Source organism: Streptomyces sp. NBC_01334, assembly GCF_035983595.1.
Classification (GTDB): domain Bacteria; phylum Actinomycetota; class Actinomycetes; order Streptomycetales; family Streptomycetaceae; genus Streptomyces; species Streptomyces coriariae.
In genome coordinates, this window is sequence record NZ_CP130718.1 from 3,358,872 (window position 1) to 3,378,449 (window position 19,578).

A 19,578-nucleotide genomic window follows, 5' to 3' on the forward strand; every position below is an offset into this window, starting at 1 on the left:
TCGCCGTTGACACCTCCCTTACGGCAACGGGTCCGGCTTTGACGGAACTCTTACGGCCGGCTCCTCCAGCTGCGGGAACGAGTCCACCCGTCCGCTTGAACAGCACGCCGGCCCGCCCCGGGCAGGGGCGGGCCGACGTGAAACGGTCAGGTGCCGAGGAACGCGGAGGCGGTGAGATCAGGAGATCCGGAACCGCAGTCGGCAGATCACCGCGTCCGTGTCCCGGCGTACGGCGTGCGCGACAACCGCGCCCCGCTGGTTCTGAAGCAGCCGCTGCCACAGCCGCTCCGGCTCGACCTCGGCGATCAGCACGGTCACGCGGGCACCGGGTTGGGCGGCGGCCGTCTCGCCCACGTACTCGGCGACCGGGCGCCCCAGGGTGCGGCGCGCGGAGGTGAGCTGGATCAGCGGCACTCCCGGGTCCCACTCCGCCCAGGCACGCGCCAGTGCATGGGCGTGGGCGCGGTCCTCGGGATCGGGATGGCAGACGGTGACCGCGCGCACCTCGTCGCCGAGGGAGGCGGCGGCGTTCAGCGCCTCACAGGTGAGCCGGGACAGGTTGGAGACCGGGACGATCACCACGGAGCGGTCGCGGTGCGGCGGCTCCGGGATGCGGCCCAGGCCGAGGCGCTCGCCGATGCGGGTATAGGCGCGGTGCACGGCCGTGAAGGCGGCGACCAGCAGCGGCAGGGCGATCACGATCAGCCAGGCACCGTCCTCGAACTTGGACACCGTGACCACGACCGCCGCCACGCCTGTCAGGACCGCGCCGAAGCCGTTGAGCAGCGCCTTGCCCTGCCAACCGGGACTCCTTTCGAGGCGCCAGTGCCGGACCATGCCCACCTGGGCGATGGTGAAGCCGACGAAGACGCCGATCGCGAAGAGCGGCACGAGGGTATTCGTGTCACCGCCGGAGAACACCAGCAGGCCCGCCGACACGATGGCCAGGGCGAGCACGCCGTGCCGGTGCACCTGCCGGTCGGCCTTCAGGGCGAAGACGTGCGGCAGGTAGTTGTCCCGGGCCAGCAGCTTCAGCAGCACCGGGAGCCCGCCGAAGGAGGTGTTGGCCGACAGTGCCAGCAGGATCATCGTCGCGAACTGGATGACGTAGAACGCCCAGTTGTGGCCGAGGGAGGCGTCCGCGAGTTGGGCGAGGACCGTGACGCCCTCGACCGGCTGGAGATGGAAGCGGGAGATCAGCACCGACAGGCCGATCAGCATCACACCGAGGACCGCGCCCAGCGCGACCTCCGCGTGCTGGGCCCGCCTCGCGCGCGGGACGCGGAAGGACGGGACGGCGTTGGCGATGGCCTCCACACCGGTCAGGGCCGCGCACCCGGAGGCGAAAGCTTTCAGCAGAAGCAGGGCGCCGACGGTGGTGGCGTTGTCCGCGAGCACGGAGGCGTGGCCCTCCGCGGCGGCGGTACTCACGGGCGCGGACCGGAACAGGCCGACCACTATCAGCACGAGGATGGAGCCGACAAAGACGGCGGTCGGCACGATGAACGCCTTGGCCGACTCCACGATCCCGCGCAGGTTCACCGCCGTGATCAGCACCAGCACGGCGAGGCACAGCCACAGCCGGTCGTCGTACAGTTCCGGGAAAGCCGAGGTCAGGGCGGCCACGCCGGCCGTGACCGCCACCGCGACGTTGAGCACGTAGTCCAGGACCAGCGAGGCCGCCGCGACCAGGCTGGTGCGTGCCCCCAGGTGCGTCTTCGCCACGGCGTAGGACCCGCCGCCGTCCGGGAAGGCGGCGATCACCTGCCGGTACGAGGCAACCAGCACCGCAAGCAGCGCGGCGATGGCCAGGGTCACCGGCAGGGTGAACCCCAGGCCGTGCGCGCCGGCGGCGGCCAGGACGAGGACGATCGCCTCGGGGCCGTAGGCCACCGATGCCATCGCGTCCAGGGACAGGGCGGCGAGCCCGGTGACGGCCGTCAGCCGGTGGCGTTCGCCGGTATCCGGCGGCTCCTCGTCGGCCGGGGACGCGCCCGCCGACTCGATGGTCAGGACAGACATGGAATCCGTGCTCCTTCACGCAAAAGGCCCGCGCACGCGGGGAGGCGATACGCGGGTGGATCCAGGTTCTGCCCTTCCCTCGCCGGTTTCGAGCCCTCCTTGCGCCTTCTTCGCGCTCGAGGCGCAGACCTTGACGCGGCCTTGACGACGGTGTGACCCGCACGACTTCGGGCGAGCGAAACCGCCCGGGACGTCGTCGCCGAGCCTCGCCATGACCAGGCGTCAAGAAGGGGGTGGAGTGTCCGTCAGAGTCGCGTCAAGGTACGAGGTCCGCGCCGCCAAGGCCTCTACCGTCGGCTTCATGGGACACCTCGACGACGCGCGAGACGATGTGGTCCTCCCTGATGGGGAGGCCTCTGATGGAGTGGCGTACGACCGCCGCTGGGCCGGGGATCTGCGCAGCGCGATCCTGTGCTCGGCCGCGATCCTCTCGCTGCTTCTGCTGATCGACTGGGGGGCCGGCCGCCTCACGGTCGTCCGCGGCGGTCTGTGGGTCGGTCTCGGCGGGCTGCTGTTCCTGGTCCTGTTCCCGCCCCGGGTCACTGCGGGTGAGGGCTGGCTGGTCTCGCGCGGGCTCCTGCGGGGGCGGCGGGTCCGCACCGATCTGCTGGTGTCGGTGCGCGTCCTGGACGGCGTCTCCCAACGTCTCCGCCTGCGGGACGTGCTCGGCAACCGGGTGGAAATCGACCCCCAGGTCCTGGTGAACAATCCCGCCCTGTGGCACCACCTGGAACGGGACGCGCACGAGTCCGCTGCCCGCGGATCGCTGACCTGCGGGGAGACCGTTCTGCGCCGGATCTCGCAGCGGATCGACCGCGAGACCGCTCTGACCGTCTTCAAGGTCTCCGGCCTGGAGTGAGGGCGTCACGCAGTCCGCCGGTGCGGTGGACGTTCCTGGCGTCGGCCCGGGTTTCCGGCGGCCCGCGGCTCCAGTGTCAGCCGTCCCGCATCGGCCCCGCCGTGTCCAGAGCCGCTCCCGTCTGGTCGGCGAGGGTCACCGCGACCAGGCGCGCCTGGAGCGGCGGCACGGGACCCGGTCCGGGCGTGAGCATGAAGCGGCCGAGGTAGCGGCCGTTGCCGTACGTACGCAGTTCGATCTCGCCCTCGGGCCAGCCGTCGATGTCGACGTCTCGGCGTCTGCGGCCCACCGCCACACTTCCGTCCTGTTCCAGCCGGGGCGGCCGCCCCATCAGGGTGCCGTACTCGAAACGGCAGGCGCGCAGCCCGAGGAGTTCGGTGAGTTCGCGCCGGACGTGGTCGACCACCGTGTCGCCGGACCTGGCGGACTGGGCGAGCTCGGCCGTGTCGTGGACACGGGTCAGATACGCAGCCTCCGTCACCGTGATCACCTCCAGCCGACGTGCGCGGGCCGCGAGCTGGGACACGATCAGACCGACGGCCAGCAGCAGAACGGCCGTCTCGATGTCCTCGGACGCGTCGATGTCGAAGGTCTGGTACGGGCGGGTGAGGAAGAAATCGAACCAGGCCGCCGCCGACAGTGCCCCGAGGGCGCCGGCGGCGCGGCTGCCCAGCGCGGCGATCGCGACGACGACCACGACGAGGATCAGCGCGGCGTTCGTGTGCGACAGGTCCGTACGGAACGGCACGAGCACGAGCGCCACCAGAAACGGCCCCACGAGGCCCGCCACCAGGGCGAGTCTGTCCCTGAGCGGATAGCCGGTCATCACGCCTTCACCTCCTGTGTCACCGGTCCTGAATTCACCGACCCTGCATCCATCGAGGCGCCGAGGGCCGACGTGCCCTCGGGCGCCGTTCGGAGCTCACACGCCCCCTGCCACGCTCTGCGTACCACTGGGGTGCCCGACCCGCTCGGCGAAGGGCAGGGACACCACCATGGTCAGACCCCCGCCGGGAGTGTCCTCCGGGGTGAGGGTGCCGTCCATCGCCTCGGTCAGGCCCCGGGCGAGGGCCAGTCCGAGGCCGAGTCCGGTGGTGTTGTCGGTGTCGCCGAGGCGCTGGAAGGGCTCGAAGAGACGGTCGCGGCTGCCCGGCGGCAGCCCGGGGCCGCGGTCGACGACCCGTACCTCGACGCGGCCCGCGTGGGCGCTGGCGGTCAGCAGCACCTTGCGCCCGGCCGGGCTGTGTCGGGCCGCGTTGCCGAGGAGGTTGGCGATCACGCGCTCCAGCAGCGGTGGGTCGGCCAGCACCGCCGGAATCTCCTCCAGGTCGCCGACCTCCACCTCGGGGGTGTCGGTCAGTGCCGCCGGGAGGACCTCCTCCAGGGTCGTGGACCGCAGGTTCAGGGTGAGGGCGCCCGCCTGGAGGCGGCTGAGGTCGAGGAGGTTCTCCACCAGGCGGTTGAGCCTGGCCATGGACTCGTCGGCGGTGGCGAGGAGTTCCTCGCGGTCCTCGGGCGAGAACTCGACATCGCTGCTGCGCAGGGAGGCGACGGCGGCCCAGCCCGCGGCGAGCGGGGTGCGCAGGTCGTGGCCGACGGCCCGCAGCAGCGCCGTACGCATCCGGTCGGCGGCCCGGACCGGCTCGATCTCGGCGGCGGCCTCGGCGAGCTTGGCCCGCTCCACGGCGGCGCCGACGTGCGCGGCGAACGCGGCGAGGACGCGTCGCTCGGAGGACGGGAGCGTACGGCCCCGCAGCACCAGGAACGCGCCGGGCCCCGCGGGGACCACCGTGGCATGGTCGGTGTCGGGCGGCTCGTCCACCGGCTCCGCCAGCTCCACCGAGTCCATGCCGAAGGTCTCGCGGGTACGTTCCACCAGCGCCGGGATCGTCGCGCCGCCGCGCACGATGGTGCCGGCCAGCGAGGACATCGTCTCGGCCTCGGCGGTGGCGCGGGCCGAGCGCCGGGACAGGCGCAGGGATCGGTCGACGACAACGGCCACCACGGCGGCCACCACGACGAAGACGGCCAGGGCGATCAGGGCGTTGGGGTCGTCCAGTGTGAACTGGCCGATGGGTGGGATGAAGCAGTAGTTGAGGAGCAGAGAGGCCGTCACCGACGCGATGACCGCTGACGCCACGCCCCCTATGCAGGCGACCCCCACCACGGCGAGCAGGAACAGCAGTGCCTCGCTGGTGAGGTTGAGTCTGCCGCGGGCCACGTCCAGGTCCAGCAGGAAGGTGAGCGCGATCGGCAGCAGCAGGCCGGTCACCGGGCCCGCGATGCGGCGTGCGGTCGACAGGGTGCGCCTGCGCGAGGGCAGCAGAGTGCCGCGGCCGGCGCGCTCGTGCGTGACCTTGTGGACGTCGATGTCACCGGAGAGTTCGACGACCGTCTCGCCGGTGCCGCGTCCGGTGACGAAGCGTTCCAGCCGACCGCGGCGGCTGGTGCCCAGCACGAGCTGGGTGGCGTTCTCGGCGCGGGCGAACTCCACCAGGGCGGTCGCGACGTCGTCGCCGACCACCGAGTGGTAGCTGCCGCCGAGGTCCTCGATCAGCCGCCGCTGCCGGGCCAGGGAGGCGTGGGAGGCGCCCGCGGCGAGACCGTCGCTGCGCGTGACGTGCACGGCGAGCAGATCGCCGCCCGCGGACCGGTCTGCGATGCGGGCGGCCCGCCGGATGAGGGTGTCGCCCTCGGGCCCGCCGGTCAGCGCCACGACCACCCGCTCCCGCGTCTCCCACACCCCGCCGATGCCGTGCTCGGAGCGGTACGACTGGAGGGCCTCGTCCACGCGGTCGGCGACCCAGAGCAGGGCCAGCTGGCGCAGGGCGGTCAGGTTGCCGGGCCGGAAGTAGTCTGCGAGGGCGGCGTCGACCTTCTCGGGGGCGTAGATGTTGCCGTGCGCCATCCGCCGCCGCAGCCCCTCGGGCGGGATGTCGACCAACTCGACCTGATGAGCGCGCCGTACGACCTCGTCGGGCACCGTCTCGTGCTGCGGCACCTGCGTGATCTTCTCGACGACGTCGTTCAGGGACTCCAGGTGCTGGATGTTCAGCGCGCTGATGACGTCGATCCCGGCGGCGAGGAGTTCCTCGATGTCCTGCCAGCGTTTGGCGTTGCGGCCGCCGCCCGGGACGTTGCTGTGGGCGAACTCGTCCACGATCGCGACCTGCGGCCGGCGCGCGAGGACCGCGGCGAGGTCCATCTCCTCGAACTGGCCTCCCCGGTAGCCGCAGGGGGCACGTGCGACGACCTCCAGTCCGTCGAGCATCGACTCGGTGCGCGCACGGCCGTGGCACTCCACGAACCCGACGACGACGTCGGCGCCGCGCGAGGCCCGGCGCCGGGCCTCGTCGAGCATGCGGTAGGTCTTGCCCACCCCCGGGGCCGCCCCGAGGTAGACCTTCAGTCGTCCGGGCACCACGTCACCCGTCCCGGGCGGTACCGCGCTCATACCGATGATCAACTCCCCTGGGCAAAGGCTTACTTCCTCCCACCGAAGCCTCTCCGCAGGTCTCTCGGCACGCTTCTTGACGCATCCTTGGCGGCGCTCTCCGGGACGTTGACACCGCCTTGACGAGCCTGCGCCCGATAGGGTGAGAGCGGCGCGCCGGGAAGTCTGGTCGGCAGGGAGCCACAAGGCCTCCTTCTCTTGACCAAGGGGACGGCATGCGCAGCGTAGGAACGGTCCTGGCTCTCGTGGTCCTCGCCACGCTGGTGGCGACGTTCGCGCGCCGGTGGCGCATCCCGGCGCCTTCCCTCCTCGTCGTCGCCGGACTCACCGTCGCCCTGCTGCCGGGCACCCCACGGATCGAGATCAGCCCCGAGATCATCGGCCTCGTCGTCCTGCCGCCTCTGCTGTACGCGAGCGCCGAGGAACTGTCCTGGCGCGAGCTGCGCGCGGTGTGGAAGCCGGTCGGGGTGCTGTCCATAGGGCTGGTGCTCGCCTCGGCGGCGGCGGTCGGCGCGGTGGCGTCGCTGGTGACCCCATTGTCCTGGCAGATGGCTTTCGTGCTCGGGTCGGTCCTGGCCAGCACCGACCCGGTCGCGGTCACAGCCCTCGGCCGAAGACTCGCGCTGCCGCCGAAGGTGCAGATGCTCGTCCAGGCGGAGAGCCTGTTCAACGACGCGACCTCGCTGGTCCTCTACCGGGTCGCGGTGAGTGTCGCCGTCGCGTCGGCGGCGGGCGGCTGGGGAGCGGCGGCCGGCGAGTTCGCGCTGCTGGCGGGCGGCGGCATGGTCATCGGCGCGGCCGTGGCGGGCTTGGTGGCGCTGATCCGGCGGCGCACCGAGGACCCGGTCCTGGAGACGGTGATCGCCCTGGTCACCCCGTACGCGGCCTACGTCCTGGCCGAGGCGGCGAACGCGTCGGGCGTCACCTCGGTCGTGGTCGCCGGGGTGATCCTCGGCGGCCGCGGCGACCGGCTGACCAACGCCCGCATCAGACTCCAACTGCACGCGGTGTACGGCACGGTGGTGTTCCTGCTGGAGAGCGTGGTGTTCTCCCTCATCGGTCTGGCCCTGCCCGAGCAGGTCAGCGCACTCTCCGACGGCGACCGCGCCTGGCCGCTGTATGCGCTCGCCGTCGCCGCCACTCTGATCGCCATGCGCATGCTGTGGCTGGCGCCGCTGTCGGCGGTGGTGCAGCGCAAGGGCGGCATCCAGCGGATGAACTGGCGGGTGCCGGTGGTCCTGACCTGGGCCGGCACCCGAGGGGTCGTCCCGCTGGCGGCGGCCCTGTCGATCCCGGTGACCACTGAGGCCGGCACCCTGCTCACGGAGCGCCCGCTGGTCCTCGTCCTCACCACCTCGGTCGTGGTCACCACTCTCGTCGTCCAGGGCTTCACCCTGGCACCCGTCGTCCGCCGCTCCGGCATCGCTCTGGAGCCCGACCACACGGAACGCGAAGAGGCCGAGGCCCGGTGCGGCCTCGCGAGCGCCGGTCTGAGCCGCCTGGAGCAGATCGCGGACCTCGAAGCCGTTCCGGAGGTCGTCCTCGACCGGCTCCGCCGCAGTCTCACGGCCAGGGTGGACGACGCCCGCGACCGCCTCGCGCAGACCGACGGCGCCGGCCCGTCGGCCGAGTCCGCCGACCTCACCTACCGCCAGCTGCGCCGCGATCTGATCACCGTCGAGGAAGCCGAGCTCCAGCGCCTGTACGACGAGCACCGCATCAGCGACACCACGCGGCGCCGGCTGCAACGCTCGCTGGACCTGGAGGAAGCCAGGCTGGCGGACGCGTGAGCGGGTGTCGGGTTCAGCGGAACTCGGCCAGCCGCGGCCGCAGCCCGACGGCGGTGAGGGCGACCGTCGCGAGGAGGGCCCCGACGATCCACGGGAGCAGACCACCCACGGTGGAGCGTCCGGCGGCGACGGAGTCGGTGAAGTGCCGGCGGTTGATGTCGGTCACCTTGTCCAGCTCGGTCATCCACGCCCCGAAGTGGGCGTTGGACGTGCTCGGCCCCCAGCCCATGCAGAACTCCACGGCCTCGCGCTCCTTACCCGCCGCCAGCAGGGCCCTGATCTTCCGGTCGTCGCGCTGATAGACGGCGTACGCCTCGACCGTCCGCTCGGCGGCTGCCCGCTCCCCGGGAAAGGTGATGTTGTCGAGCTCGCGCCGGAACTCGCCGGTGAAGCGCAGGTCGTCGTGGTCGGACTCGTACGCCTGCCAGGTGACGGCGAGCGCGGAGTCGTACGACGAGAGGGTCGCGCCCTGGATGCCGTACAGCTCCTGGGATTTGGCGAGGAACGTGTCGGCGTACCGGTCGCGGCGCTGGGGGTCGAGGAGGTAGCGGCTCTCGTCGGCGTTGGCGTCGTAGGCGATGGCGCGGGCACGGGAGAGGGCGACGACGGAGTCGAAGGCGTCGCGGCGGGCGCCGCGCAGGTGCTCGGCGGAGGCGGACAGCAGTTGCGTGCCGAGGACGACGGCGAGCAGGGCGAAGGCGGTGGCGGCGAGCAGGGCGGGGTTGAGGATCCGGCGGAAGCGGCGGGCCAGGTACCACTGGAGGACACCGAGCGCGACGAGCAGCAGCACACCGATCGCGACGACTGCCGTGAGCTGGGCGGAGAGCGTGGAACGGGCCTGGGCGTACTGGGCGTTGAACGCCTGGTCGTTGGAGGACACCAACTCCCGTGCGTCCGGTAGAAGTCGGTGCTGAAGCAGGTCCGTGGCCGTGCGGTAGTCGGCCAGTGCGGACGTCTTGCCGCCGGTGCGGCCGTCGTTCTCCAGGGCCCGGCCGATGGCCTCCTGGTACTCGGCGAAGTCGTCGGTGAGGGATTCCACCGTCCGCTCGTCGGCCCTGTCGCCCTGCGCGGCGACGGCGAGGGTGCGCAGGTCGTGGCTGATCTCGCGGCGGGCGTCGCCGTAGAAGCCGACGGCCTTCTCGTACGGGGTCTTCAGCCGCCCCTCACCCGCGTCGCCGTTGGACAGCAGGAGGTTGGCGGCCTGGGCGTCCATGTCGTTGAGGGCGAGGTTGAGGTCGGCGGCGCTGGTGGTGCGGGGTGCGTCGCGTCCCGCGACGGCGCCCCAGGTACCCATGGCCGCGAGCCCCGCCAGCAGGAGCAGCACGGCGAGGGCGGCGGCGAGCAAGACCGTGGCCGCGCGCAGGAAGCGCAGCCGCGCGGGCACGGTGGCCCAGAAGCGGCGGCGCAGAGCGGCCCGCGCGGCCACGGTCCGCCGACGGAAGCGCGGGCCCGGAGCGCCCGGCCGCGACCCCCCTCCGGGCCGCGGACCGGGCCGTTCTCCGGGCGGGGCGACCGGTTCGTGAGGTGCCTGTACGCCGGTCCCGGCCTCCGCCTCAGGACTGCGCATGGGTCTGGCCGTGAGCGCCACGAGCCCTCCAACATCACGTCACGGACGGTCGCCCGTGTCCCCCGTGCCCATCAGTCTGCGACCGGTTTCGGCCACGGAGGCCGCACGTTGATGCGCTCCTGACGCTTTCTCAGGGGACCTTGACGGAAGCTTGACGGCGCTCTCCGGACGGTCGTCAGGGAGGCGCAAATTCCGTGCCGACAGGGGTAGTTCGGGTGTCCGGCCCGGCTAGGTTTCTCCGAGCACGCGACGGCGTCTCGTCGTCCCCGCCACCGCCGGCGTGCGAGCACAGTCCTGCGGTGCCGGGGCCTCCGGCACCGCAGGACCCGGCGGCCACCACACGCTCTGTCAGCCCGACCGGTCGCCGGTGTGCCCCTGCGCGCGTGCGTCCGGTCCTCCACCGAGGCATGAAGGTCCCCATGTTCTCCGCCGCTCCCCAGCAGGCTCCGCCGTCCCGCCCGCAGCGCGCTCCCCGGTCCGGATCGGAAGGAGGAGCGACGCGCCGCGCACCGAGCGGACTGTTCGAACCCGCGCAACTCGTGCAGTCCTTCCCGGAGGCACTGCGCAAACTGCACCCGCGCACACTCGTCAAGAACCCGGTGCTGTTCGTCGTCTCCGTCGGAGCCGTCCTCACCACCCTCTCCTCAGTCCTCCATCCGGCCGTCTTCACCTGGGTCATCAGCGCCTGGCTGTGGCTGACGGTGATCTTCGCGAACCTCGCGGAGGCCGTGGCCGAGGGCCGGGGCAAAGCCCAGGCCGAGTCTCTGCGCAGAGCGCGTACGGACACGGTCGCGCTGCGGCTGCGCCACTGGAGCTACGGCACCGACCTGCGGAGCGCCGAGACCGAGGCCGTCGCCGCCACCGCCCTGAAGCCGCTCGACGTCGTACTCGTCGAGGCGGGCGAGCTGATCCCGGCCGACGGCGACGTCATCGACGGGGTGGCGGCGGTCGACGAGTCGGCGGTCACCGGGGAGTCGGCGCCCGTGATCCGCGAGTCGGGCGGCGACCGCAGCGGCGTGACGGGCGGCACGACGGTCCTGTCCGACCGGATCGTCGTACGGGTCAGCGCCCGCCCCGGGCACTCCTTCCTGGACCGGATGATCGCCCTCGTCGAGGGGGCCGCTCGGCAGAAGACCCCGAACGAGATCGCCCTGAACATCCTGCTGGCCGCGCTCACGATCGTGTTCGTCCTGGTCGTGGTCACCGTCCAGCCCATGGCCGCGTATGCGGACGCCGCCCAGTCCACGACCGTGCTCGTCGCCCTCCTCGTCACCCTCATCCCGACGACGATCGGCGCGCTGCTGTCCGCGATCGGCATCGCCGGCATGGACCGCCTCGTGCAGCGCAACGTGCTGGCGATGTCCGGCCGCGCCGTCGAGGCGGCCGGTGACGTGCACACCCTGCTGCTGGACAAGACCGGAACCATCACCCTCGGCAACCGTGAGGCCGCCGCCTTCGTCCCGCTGCCCGGCGTCGACGAACGGCAGCTCGCCGACGCCGCCCAGCTGTCCTCCCTCGCCGACGAGACACCGGAGGGCCGCTCCGTCGTCGTCCTCGCCAAGCGGCTCCACGGCCTACGGGCGCCCGCCGAGGGCGAGTTGGGGAACGCACGATGGGTGGCGTTCAGCGCACAGACCCGGATGAGCGGCGTCGACCTGCGCTGGGACAACGGAGCCGTGTGCGCCATCCGCAAGGGCGCCGCCCAGCAAGTCGTCGACTGGGTGCAGATGTACGGCGGCCATGTCCCGCCCGAGGCACGGTTGTTCGCGGACTCGGTGGCGGCCTCCGGAGGCACGCCGTTGCTGGTCGCCGTGCATGACTGGCACGGACCGCGAGTGTTGGGCCTGATCCACCTCAAGGACGTCGTCAAGGACGGCATCCGGGAACGTTTCGCCGAGCTGCGCCGCATGGGCATCCGCACCGTCATGATCACGGGCGACAACCCGCTCACCGCCCGAGCCATCGCCGAAGAGGCGGGCGTGGACGACTACCTGGCCGAGGCGACCCCCGAGGACAAACTCGCCCTGATCAGACGTGAGCAGGAGGGCGGCAAGCTGGTCGCGATGACCGGCGACGGCACCAACGACGCACCCGCTCTCGCCCAGGCCGACGTCGGCGTGGCCATGAACACCGGTACATCGGCCGCCAAGGAGGCCGGCAACATGGTCGACCTCGACTCCAACCCGACCAAGCTCATCGAGATCGTCGAGATCGGCAAGCAACTCCTCATCACCCGGGGCGCGTTGACCACGTTCTCCATCACCAACGACGTGGCCAAGTACTTCGCGATCATCCCGGCGATGTTCGCGGGCACGTACCCGGGCCTGGACGCGCTGAACGTGATGAGCCTGCACAGTCCCACCTCCGCCATCACCTCGGCCATCATCTTCAACGCGCTGATCATCGTGGCGCTGATCCCGCTCGCGCTGCGCGGCGTCCGGTACACGCCCTCGTCGGCACACGACCTGCTGCGCCGCAACCTGCTCCGGTACGGCCTGGGCGGGCTGGTGCTCCCCTTCGTCGGCATCAAGCTCATCGACCTGCTGGTCTCCGGGGTGCCCGGCCTTGGTTGACCGCTCGCGCGACTCGACCGTCAAGGGCCCGTATGCGCACGTCAGAGGCGTGTCAGGGAACGGCTGAACGGCTTGCCCGGGGCCTGCTGAACGGCTTCCATGGAACCTGTGAACAGCGTCTGGCTCCTCTTCGACCGGCCGCCGAGTCCCGCTCGGCCGCTCCGTCGTGCGCCGCGCTGTGCGGAAATGCCCGCGTCCGTGTCCCGCTGACGCGTTCCGCATCCCCCGGGGCGCCGTGACTCCCGTCCGGCGCCCCGCCCCCGTCTCCGTACCCGCAGGCCCGCCACCCCTCGCCGGGGTCTCGTTCGCGTGCCCCCAACCCTGGATGGACCATGTCCGACTCTGCCCTTTCGTCCCGTACCGTTCTCGTCACCGGCGCCACTTCCGGAATCGGCCTGGAGACCGCGCGGCAGCTCGCGGAACGCGGCGCCACCGTGCTGCTGCACGGCCGCACCGCCGAGGAGGCCCGCGCCGCCGCCGACCGTCTGGTCGCCACGGCAGCCATCGACGCCTCCCGATTGTGTACGTACGGCGCCGACTTCGCGCGCCTCGACGACGTGGAGACCCTCGCCCGCGAGGTCGTCACCGAGCACCCGCGCCTGCACATGCTCGTCAACAACGCGGGCATCGCCGCCCCCGAGCGTCACACCGTGACGGCCGACGGCAACGAGATCGCCTTCCAGGTCAACTTCCTCGCCCACTACCTCCTCACCTGCCTGCTGGAGCCCGCGCTGACCAGCGACCCGGGCGGCCGGGTGGTCAACGTGTCCTCGGCGCTGCACCGCACGGCGTCCATCCAGTGGTCCGACCCCAACCGCGCCCGCCGCTACTCCAGGCTCGCCGCCTACGCGCAGTCCCAGCTGGCGCTGACCGTGTTCGCGGCCGACCCGCGCGTCAGCGCGGTCTCCGTGCACCCGGGTGTCTGCGACACAGCCCTGCTCCCGCTGTACGCCCACGAGGGCGTCTCGCCCGCCGAGGGCGCCGCGCACGTGGTCCGCTTGTGCGACCCGGCGGTCGAGATCGTCAACGGCGCGTACTACGAGCGCGACGCACGGGCCGAGCCGGCTCCGGCCGCGACCGAGGACCGCACGGTCAAGCGCCTCACCAAGCTGGCGGACCTGCTGGTCGGCCACAACGCTGCCTGAACGCGGCTTCCACTCAACGGAGTTGATGACCATGTCCAAGCGCGCCCGCAAGAAGAGGGCCCGCCGCAAGAAGAAGGCCAACCACGGCGGCAAGGCCGGGCAGGGCTGACCGAGCGCCCCGTCCCTGGCCGCCGACCGCAAGCAGTGAGCACCACACGGCGGGCGAGAGGGAGCGGCACATTGCGCCCCCTCGCCCGCCGTGGCGCCCGTACTCCCGCACTCTGTCCTCGAGGTATCGATGATCGAACTCTCACCACGTCACCTGCCACCGCTCACCCGATGGTTTCCCGCCGGCTCCCCGGGCACGGCCGCCATCGGCGAGCACGTACTGAGCACCGGCATCGGCTGCTGGTGGGCCGACCACGCCGACCAGCCGCGCGCCGTCGCCGTCTCGTGCGCCGGACACGTCGTCCTGCGCGGCACCCCCGAAGCCCTCACGCCCGAAGGGCTCGCGCCCATGGCCGACAGCCTCATCGATGCTCCGGCCCGCTTCCTCCCCGCGCTCGGCGCGGCCTTCGAAAGGCTCACACCAGGGGAGCGCATGATCTGGACGCTCCAGGCCGATCCCCAGCGCGCCACCGTCCCGACGAGCGTGACCGTACGGCGCCTGAGGACCGGGGACACCGATGCCCTGAACGCCCTCGGCCCGGACTCCTCGTGGATCTCGGCCAGCTGGGGCGGGCCCCAGCGCCTCGCCGCCTCGGGGCACGGCTGGGCGGCCGTCGGCAGGAGCGGCCGCGTTCTGGCCGTCGCCTGCACCTACTTCCGCGGCGCCCGCCACGAGGATGTGGCGGTGTACACCGTCCCCGGCCGCAGACGCCACCACCTCGCCCTGGCCTGCGTCGCCTCCCTGTGCGCGGACATCACCGCGCGCGGCCACATCCCCAGCTGGAACTGCTCGCTCCACGACCGCGCAAGCCGCCTTCTGGCCTGGACCGCGGGCTTCCGCCTGGACCGCGAGTACGTCCACTACGCGGTCGGCGGCCCCGTGGCACGTGATCGACTCAGCGCGTAGGTGCCACCCGCGACACGGCGGCGCCTGCGGCACCAGCCCCGACGGCAGCCACACCGACGGATCACCCACGGCATGGCCCGCCCTCGGTCCGGACGCGAGCGCCCTCCAGGTCCGCATCACGTTCGTACGGGGAGCCCGTGGAACGGCGTACGAGATGACGCTGGGTATCCGCGCCTGATCCGCGGCCCGCACGACCCATATGGCCCAGTTCACGCCCCGCAACCGAGACGTCGCCGTCTTGATGTGCCACCAACGCTCACAGCGTCTCTCTTAACGGAAGCTTGACGCCCACGGGCGGTCTCATCCGTGGGCCCGCACGTCACTCTCTGCATACGCTGGTGCCGCCGTCCGCGTGATGGCCGAAGACCACACGCCGATCCGCGCATCAGGAGCACGCCGATGGCCACCACCGAGCACCCTCCGCCCAGCCGTCTGCGCTCCTGGATGCTGGAGGGTCTGTCCGACATGGGCAAGCACGGCGGCCACACGGGACCGCACGCCGAGCCGGAGCCGCCGCACAAGGGCCAGCCCTGGTACCGGGTGATGTGCCTGACCGGCGTCGACTACTTCTCCACCCTCGGTTACCAGCCAGGCATCGCCGCCCTCGCGGCCGGCCTGCTCTCCCCCGTCGCGACGATCGTGCTCGTCATCGTCACCCTGGCCGGCGCTCTGCCGGTCTACCGGCGCGTCGCCGAGGAGAGTCCGCACGGCGAGGGCTCGATCGCGATGCTGGAACGACTGCTGTCCTTCTGGAAGGGCAAGCTGTTCGTCCTGACCCTGCTCGGGTTCGCCGCCACCGACTTCCTGATCACGATCACCCTGTCCGCGGCGGACGCCTCGACCCACCTGGTCGAGAACCCGCACCTGGAAAGCGCCCTGCACGACAAGCAACTGCTGATCACCCTGATCCTGGTCGCCCTGCTCGGTGCGGTGTTCCTCAAAGGCTTCCTGGAGGCGATCGGCGTCGCCGTCGTCCTGGTGGGTGTCTACCTCGCGCTGAACGTCGTGGTCGTCATCGTCGGCCTGTGGCACGTCGCGACCGCAGGCCACGTGATCACCGACTGGTCCAGCGCGCTGACCGCCGAACACGGCAACGTCCTCGCCATGGTCGGCGTGGCACTGCTGGTCTTCCCCAAGCTGGCGCTCGGCCTGTCCGGCTTCGAGACCGGCGTCGCGGTCATGCCGCACGTGAAGGGCGACGACGGCGACACCGAGGAGCACCCCCGGGGCCGTATTCGCGACACCAAGAAACTGCTGACGACCGCTGCTCTGATCATGAGCGTCTTCCTGATCGCCACCAGCTTCATCACCACCCTCCTCATCCCGGAGAAGGAGTTCGAGTCCGGCGGCCAGGCCAACGGGCGCGCCCTCGCGTATCTCGCCCACGAGTACCTGGGCAACGCCTTCGGCACGGTGTACGACGTGTCGACGATCGCCATTCTGTGGTTCGCCGGCGCCTCCGCGATGGCCGGGCTGCTCAACCTGATGCCCCGCTACCTCCCCCGCTACGGCATGGCCCCGCACTGGGCCCGCGCCGTCCGCCCCATGGTGATCGTCTTCACCCTCATCGGCTTCCTGGTCACCTGGATCTTCGACGCCGACGTCGACGCCCAGGGCGGCGCCTACGCCACCGGCGTCCTGGTTCTCATCAGCTCGGCGGCGATCGCGGTGACGATCGCCGCCCACAAGGCCGGCCAGCGCAACTGGACCGTCGCGTTCGGGGTCATTTCGGCGGTCTTCCTCTACACGACGGTCCTGAACGTCATCGAGCGCCCCGACGGTGTGAAGATCGGCGCCTGCTTCATCGCGGGCATCATCCTGGTCTCGCTGCTGTCCCGGCTGGCCCGCGCCTTCGAGCTGCGCGTGACCAGCATGACGCTCGACCCGATGGCGGAACGATTCATCCGCGACATGGCCAGCCGCAAGATACGGTTCATCGCCAACGAGCCGGACCAGCGCGACAAGGCCGAGTACCGAGACAAGATCGAACAGATCCGGCAGGACAACGACATGCCGGAGCGGGAGGACTTCGTCTTCGTCGAGGTGACGGTGACGGACCCCTCCGAGTTCGAGGCGGGCCTGACGGTACGCGGCGAGGTCCTGCACAACCGCTACCGCGTCCTGACCCTGGAGTCCGCCTCCATCCCCAACGCCCTTGCCGCGCTGCTCCTCCACGTCCGCGACGAGACCAATTGCATCCCCCACATCTACTTCGAGTGGACCGAGGGCACCCCCTTCGCCAACTTCCTGCGCTTCTTCCTCTTCGGCCAGGGCGAGGTCGCCCCTGTCACCCGGGAGGTCCTGCGCGAGGCCGAACCGGACCGGGCCCGCCGCCCCCGCGTCCACACCGGCTGAATCGGCACCGCGTCAGAACCCCGTCAGGATTCGCCCGTCGGCGTAAGGACCCCGTCAGCGCCGGCCTCCCCGCCGCGCGCAGCCGCCTAGCGTCGGCGACATGACTCGGACGGACCCGTGGGCCGCGGCCGGCGACCGCCACTGGCGTGGCAGCGCCCGCCTGGCGGCCACCTGCGCACTGGCGTTCTGCGCGCTCTCCCTGCTCGTGGACTGGGACGCTGAGACGCTGACGCTCCCGCGAGCCGTGCTGTGGCTGACCATGTCCGTCATCGTCTTCACTGTCCTGCTCCCACACCGGGTGACCGCGGGGGCCGGCCGGCTGGCGGTACGCACACCCTGGCGCAGACACCTGGTGCATACGGACGCGCTGGTGGCCGTACGGCAGTACAGCGGCGTCTCCTCGCACCTGGTCCTGTGCGACCTCCACGGCGGGCGCCTGGAACTCGACCCCCGCGTCCTTGCCGCGAACCCTCTGATCTGGCACGAGCTCGACACCGGCGTCCGCCGCTCCGTCGAACGCGGCACGCTCCGCCAAGGCGCGGACGTCCTGGCACAGCTCGGCCACCGGATCGACGACGAGACCACGCGAGCGGTCCTGAAAGCGTCCGAGCTTTCCTGACCTGATGGAGATGACACGAACGTCGGTCGGCTGCCCGCCCTCGCTCTTGCCCTGGCCGGCGCGGCAGCTGGGACATGGCGGCTGGGCCGACGCCGGACCTGAGTCGGCTGCTCCTGCTCCCCTCGGCCGCGCGATCCGTGCGAGTACGGCGGCAGAGCTGCACCGGCCTCGGAGGGCGCCGGTGACCTGCGTAAGGTCCCTCCCATGACCGTTGTGCGCTCCGTTGCCCTGTTCGTCGTTGCCGCCTTGTTCGAAATCGGTGGCGCCTGGCTGGTCTGGCAGGGCGTCCGTGAGAACAAAGGCTGGATCTGGGCCGGAGCTGGTGTCATCGCACTCGGCCTGTACGGGTTCGTCGCCACCTTGCAGAACGACGACAACTTCGGCCGCGTACTGGCCGCCTACGGCGGCATTTTCGTAGCCGGCTCCATAGCCTGGGGCATGGTCGCCGACGGCTACCGCCCGGACCGCTACGACATCACCGGCGCCCTCATCTGCCTCACCGGCATGGCCGTCCTCATGTACGCACCCCGCAGCCACTGACCCGCCTGCGCACAAGTGTCGGCGACCCTCCAGCGTGACGGTCAGATCGCGGCCAGCGCGATGGTCAGCATCCTGCTTGTCGCCCAAGCGGTACGCGAACCCGGGCCGGAGCCGGTCGCCGTCTCGGTCTGGTGCCGCAGCGGTTGTTCACTGCCTTCGGAAGGCGGTTGGATCAGGCCGGGTCGGTGTTCACGAGAGCGAGAGGCATCCCGGTCCGGAGCCTGCTCGACGGCGCATCGGGACGGTCGTCGCTCAAGGGGACTGTGGTGGCGCGGTCAACGGGGCCCTGATGAACGCGGTGCGCCGTCCATGGGGCCGTTTCCTCTTCGGGCAGTTTCCCTGGCCCCTGCTTGTGTGCCAGACGCCGGCATCCGCGCCGCCTTCGGTGCCGACCCAGCACTCGACTCTGCACACGGGGACGACAGCCCATGCCACGAAACCGACAAACGGGACAACGAATCGGTCCGGAAACACCCTCGGCCTGACCCTGGTCGCGCCCTCCCGGCCCCTGTACGGCCCCTGGGTCTTGCCATCGGCCCTCGGGACAGTCACCCGGACCGCGAGCGGCAATCTCGATCACCTGCTCCGCCGCAGGTCAGAGGGCTTGAACTCCCCCGAGCACCGCCGGACCCCAAACCCACGAGCAGCGGATCCAGTCCGTTCAGGCGAAGTTGACGCCCCGACACCCAAAAATGAACGTTTCCGCAGGTCAGAGACCTGCACAGGTGGGGCGGGTGGGACTCGAACCCACGGCCGACGGATTATGAGTCCGCTGCTCTAACCGGCTGAGCTACCGCCCCATAGCGGCGTGTCGCGTACATGTGTGCGCGCCGTCTGCCGCAGCATAGCCGCTCATACGATCTCACGCTTCGGCTGGTCGACCTTGCACGACCATGGGCACAGCACCCCTGGCCTGCACGGTTCCCACCGACATGAAAAAGGACCCCCACGGGGTCCTCGTTCACGATGCTCCCCCGACTGGACTCGAACCAGTAACCTGCCGGTTAACAGCCGGCTGCTCTGCCAATTGAGCTACAGGGGACCGAGCTCCCCCGACTGGACTCGAACCAGTAACCTGCCGGTTAACAGCCGGCTGCTCTGCCAATTGAGCTACAGGGGAATGCCTCGTTTGCATCGAACGTACTCACCTGGGTATTCGCCAGGAAGCGCTCGCTCGCTGCGACACATACATTAGCGCAAGCAGGGGGGTGCTCCGCCAATCGGTTCCCCCGGCGCCCATGTCGTGCCAGGGACTACGCAAGGAGAGGATGGCCGTCATGCGCTACAAGCTCACGTTCGTCGTCGGGCTGGCTGCGGGTTACGTACTGGGCACGCGTGCCGGGCGCGAGCGCTACGAGCAGTTGAAGAAGTCCGCGCGGCAGGTCGCCCAGAACCCCGCCGTGCGCAACACCGCCGAGACCGCCGCCCACCAGGGCCGTCAGTACGCGGGCAAGGCGTACCACGCGGTCAGCGACAAGGTCGGCGACCGGATGCCCGAATCGGTGGCGGGCCGGGTGCGGTCCCTGCGCGACCGCAACAGCAACGGCGCCGGTGGGGACGACTGGGGCACCAGCAACACCTAGCGGCTCCTTCGAGGCGCCGGAGGGTCGCCCCGGGGCCGTGGGGGATGTGACATATA

The 19,578-nt window shown here is 71.0% G+C and carries 13 protein-coding genes and 3 tRNA genes; 9 read left to right on the top strand and 7 right to left on the bottom strand.

Annotated elements, in window-relative coordinates; genetic code table 11:
• Positions 1-177: 177 nt before the first annotated feature.
• Positions 178-2,022 (bottom strand): APC family permease, encoded by a 1,845-nt coding sequence (locus OG736_RS15150; protein ID WP_327182913.1) that lies wholly within the window; start codon positions 2,020-2,022, stop codon positions 178-180.
• 301 nt (positions 2,023-2,323) lie between these two features.
• Here OG736_RS15150 and OG736_RS15155 point away from each other — a divergent pair, with 301 nt between their 5' ends.
• Complete coding sequence (locus OG736_RS15155; protein WP_327182914.1) at positions 2,324-2,881, top strand: hypothetical protein; 558 nt, start codon at positions 2,324-2,326, stop codon at positions 2,879-2,881.
• Positions 2,882-2,957: 76 nt separating this feature from the next.
• Here the strand turns inward: OG736_RS15155 and OG736_RS15160 are convergent, their stop codons facing one another.
• Both OG736_RS15160 and OG736_RS15165 read right to left on the bottom strand, forming a co-directional pair.
• A complete protein-coding gene (locus tag OG736_RS15160) occupies positions 2,958-3,707 on the bottom strand; it encodes a DUF4118 domain-containing protein (protein WP_327182915.1) in 750 nt (249 codons plus the stop codon).
• A gap of 96 nt (positions 3,708-3,803) precedes the next feature.
• The gene (locus tag OG736_RS15165; protein ID WP_327182916.1) at positions 3,804-6,335 is read right to left on the bottom strand and encodes an ATP-binding protein; all 2,532 of its coding nucleotides are present in this window, start codon (positions 6,333-6,335) and stop codon (positions 3,804-3,806) included.
• 215 nt (positions 6,336-6,550) lie between these two features.
• Between OG736_RS15165 and OG736_RS15170 the strand changes: the two genes are divergently transcribed.
• Entirely contained in the window at positions 6,551-8,125 is a 1,575-nt protein-coding gene (locus OG736_RS15170; RefSeq protein WP_327182917.1) for a Na+/H+ antiporter, read from the top strand.
• 13 nt (positions 8,126-8,138) lie between these two features.
• Here OG736_RS15170 and OG736_RS15175 read toward each other — a convergent pair whose 3' ends face one another.
• Positions 8,139-9,551 (bottom strand): GlnX family signal transduction membrane protein, encoded by a 1,413-nt coding sequence (locus OG736_RS15175; RefSeq protein ID WP_327182918.1) that lies wholly within the window; start codon positions 9,549-9,551, stop codon positions 8,139-8,141.
• Positions 9,552-10,111: 560 nt separating this feature from the next.
• Here OG736_RS15175 and kdpB point away from each other — a divergent pair.
• The 6 genes from kdpB to OG736_RS15205 all read left to right on the top strand — a co-directional run bounded on the left by kdpB (position 10,112) and on the right by OG736_RS15205 (position 17,939).
• The gene (gene kdpB, locus OG736_RS15180) at positions 10,112-12,265 is read left to right on the top strand and encodes a potassium-transporting ATPase subunit KdpB (RefSeq protein ID WP_327182919.1); all 2,154 of its coding nucleotides are present in this window, start codon (positions 10,112-10,114) and stop codon (positions 12,263-12,265) included.
• 332 nt (positions 12,266-12,597) lie between these two features.
• Positions 12,598-13,410 carry an SDR family NAD(P)-dependent oxidoreductase gene (locus OG736_RS15185; protein WP_327182920.1) on the top strand — a complete coding sequence of 271 codons (813 nt, stop codon included), beginning with the start codon at positions 12,598-12,600 and terminating at the stop codon, positions 13,408-13,410.
• 238 nt (positions 13,411-13,648) lie between these two features.
• A complete protein-coding gene (locus OG736_RS15190; protein WP_327182921.1) occupies positions 13,649-14,425 on the top strand; it encodes a GNAT family N-acetyltransferase in 777 nt (258 codons plus the stop codon).
• A gap of 399 nt (positions 14,426-14,824) precedes the next feature.
• Positions 14,825-16,780 (top strand): APC family permease, encoded by a 1,956-nt coding sequence (locus tag OG736_RS15195; protein ID WP_230195804.1) that lies wholly within the window; start codon positions 14,825-14,827, stop codon positions 16,778-16,780.
• A gap of 100 nt (positions 16,781-16,880) precedes the next feature.
• Positions 16,881-17,399: a hypothetical protein gene (locus OG736_RS15200; RefSeq protein WP_142264183.1), complete on the top strand. Its 519-nt coding sequence runs from the start codon at positions 16,881-16,883 to the stop codon at positions 17,397-17,399.
• A 204-nt stretch (positions 17,400-17,603) separates the two neighbouring features.
• On the top strand, positions 17,604-17,939 hold the full coding sequence (locus OG736_RS15205) for a YnfA family protein (RefSeq protein WP_142264184.1): 336 nt from the start codon (positions 17,604-17,606) through the stop codon (positions 17,937-17,939).
• Between the two features lie 726 nt (positions 17,940-18,665).
• Here the strand turns inward: OG736_RS15205 and OG736_RS15210 are convergent.
• The 3 genes from OG736_RS15210 to OG736_RS15220 form a co-directional block, all read right to left on the bottom strand.
• Positions 18,666-18,739, bottom strand: a tRNA-Ile gene (locus OG736_RS15210).
• Positions 18,740-18,908: 169 nt separating this feature from the next.
• Positions 18,909-18,981, bottom strand: a tRNA-Asn gene (locus OG736_RS15215).
• Between the two features lie 5 nt (positions 18,982-18,986).
• Positions 18,987-19,059 (bottom strand) — tRNA-Asn (locus OG736_RS15220).
• Positions 19,060-19,216: 157 nt separating this feature from the next.
• Here OG736_RS15220 and OG736_RS15225 point away from each other — a divergent pair.
• Entirely contained in the window at positions 19,217-19,522 is a 306-nt protein-coding gene (locus tag OG736_RS15225; RefSeq protein WP_057600990.1) for a hypothetical protein, read from the top strand.
• Positions 19,523-19,578 lie beyond the last annotated feature (56 nt).

Coding starts and splice junctions, on each gene's coding strand:
- OG736_RS15205 (WP_142264184.1), top strand. CDS start 17,604: ATGACCGTTGTGCGCTCCGTTGCCCTGTTCGTCGTTGCCGCCTTGTTC.
- OG736_RS15155 (WP_327182914.1), top strand. CDS start 2,324: ATGGGACACCTCGACGACGCGCGAGACGATGTGGTCCTCCCTGATGGG.
- OG736_RS15160 (WP_327182915.1), bottom strand. CDS start 3,707: ATGACCGGCTATCCGCTCAGGGACAGACTCGCCCTGGTGGCGGGCCTC.
- OG736_RS15150 (WP_327182913.1), bottom strand. CDS start 2,022: ATGTCTGTCCTGACCATCGAGTCGGCGGGCGCGTCCCCGGCCGACGAG.
- OG736_RS15195 (WP_230195804.1), top strand. CDS start 14,825: ATGGCCACCACCGAGCACCCTCCGCCCAGCCGTCTGCGCTCCTGGATG.
- OG736_RS15225 (WP_057600990.1), top strand. CDS start 19,217: ATGCGCTACAAGCTCACGTTCGTCGTCGGGCTGGCTGCGGGTTACGTA.
- OG736_RS15165 (WP_327182916.1), bottom strand. CDS start 6,335: ATGAGCGCGGTACCGCCCGGGACGGGTGACGTGGTGCCCGGACGACTG.
- OG736_RS15170 (WP_327182917.1), top strand. CDS start 6,551: ATGCGCAGCGTAGGAACGGTCCTGGCTCTCGTGGTCCTCGCCACGCTG.
- OG736_RS15200 (WP_142264183.1), top strand. CDS start 16,881: ATGACTCGGACGGACCCGTGGGCCGCGGCCGGCGACCGCCACTGGCGT.
- OG736_RS15185 (WP_327182920.1), top strand. CDS start 12,598: ATGTCCGACTCTGCCCTTTCGTCCCGTACCGTTCTCGTCACCGGCGCC.
- kdpB (WP_327182919.1), top strand. CDS start 10,112: ATGTTCTCCGCCGCTCCCCAGCAGGCTCCGCCGTCCCGCCCGCAGCGC.
- OG736_RS15190 (WP_327182921.1), top strand. CDS start 13,649: ATGATCGAACTCTCACCACGTCACCTGCCACCGCTCACCCGATGGTTT.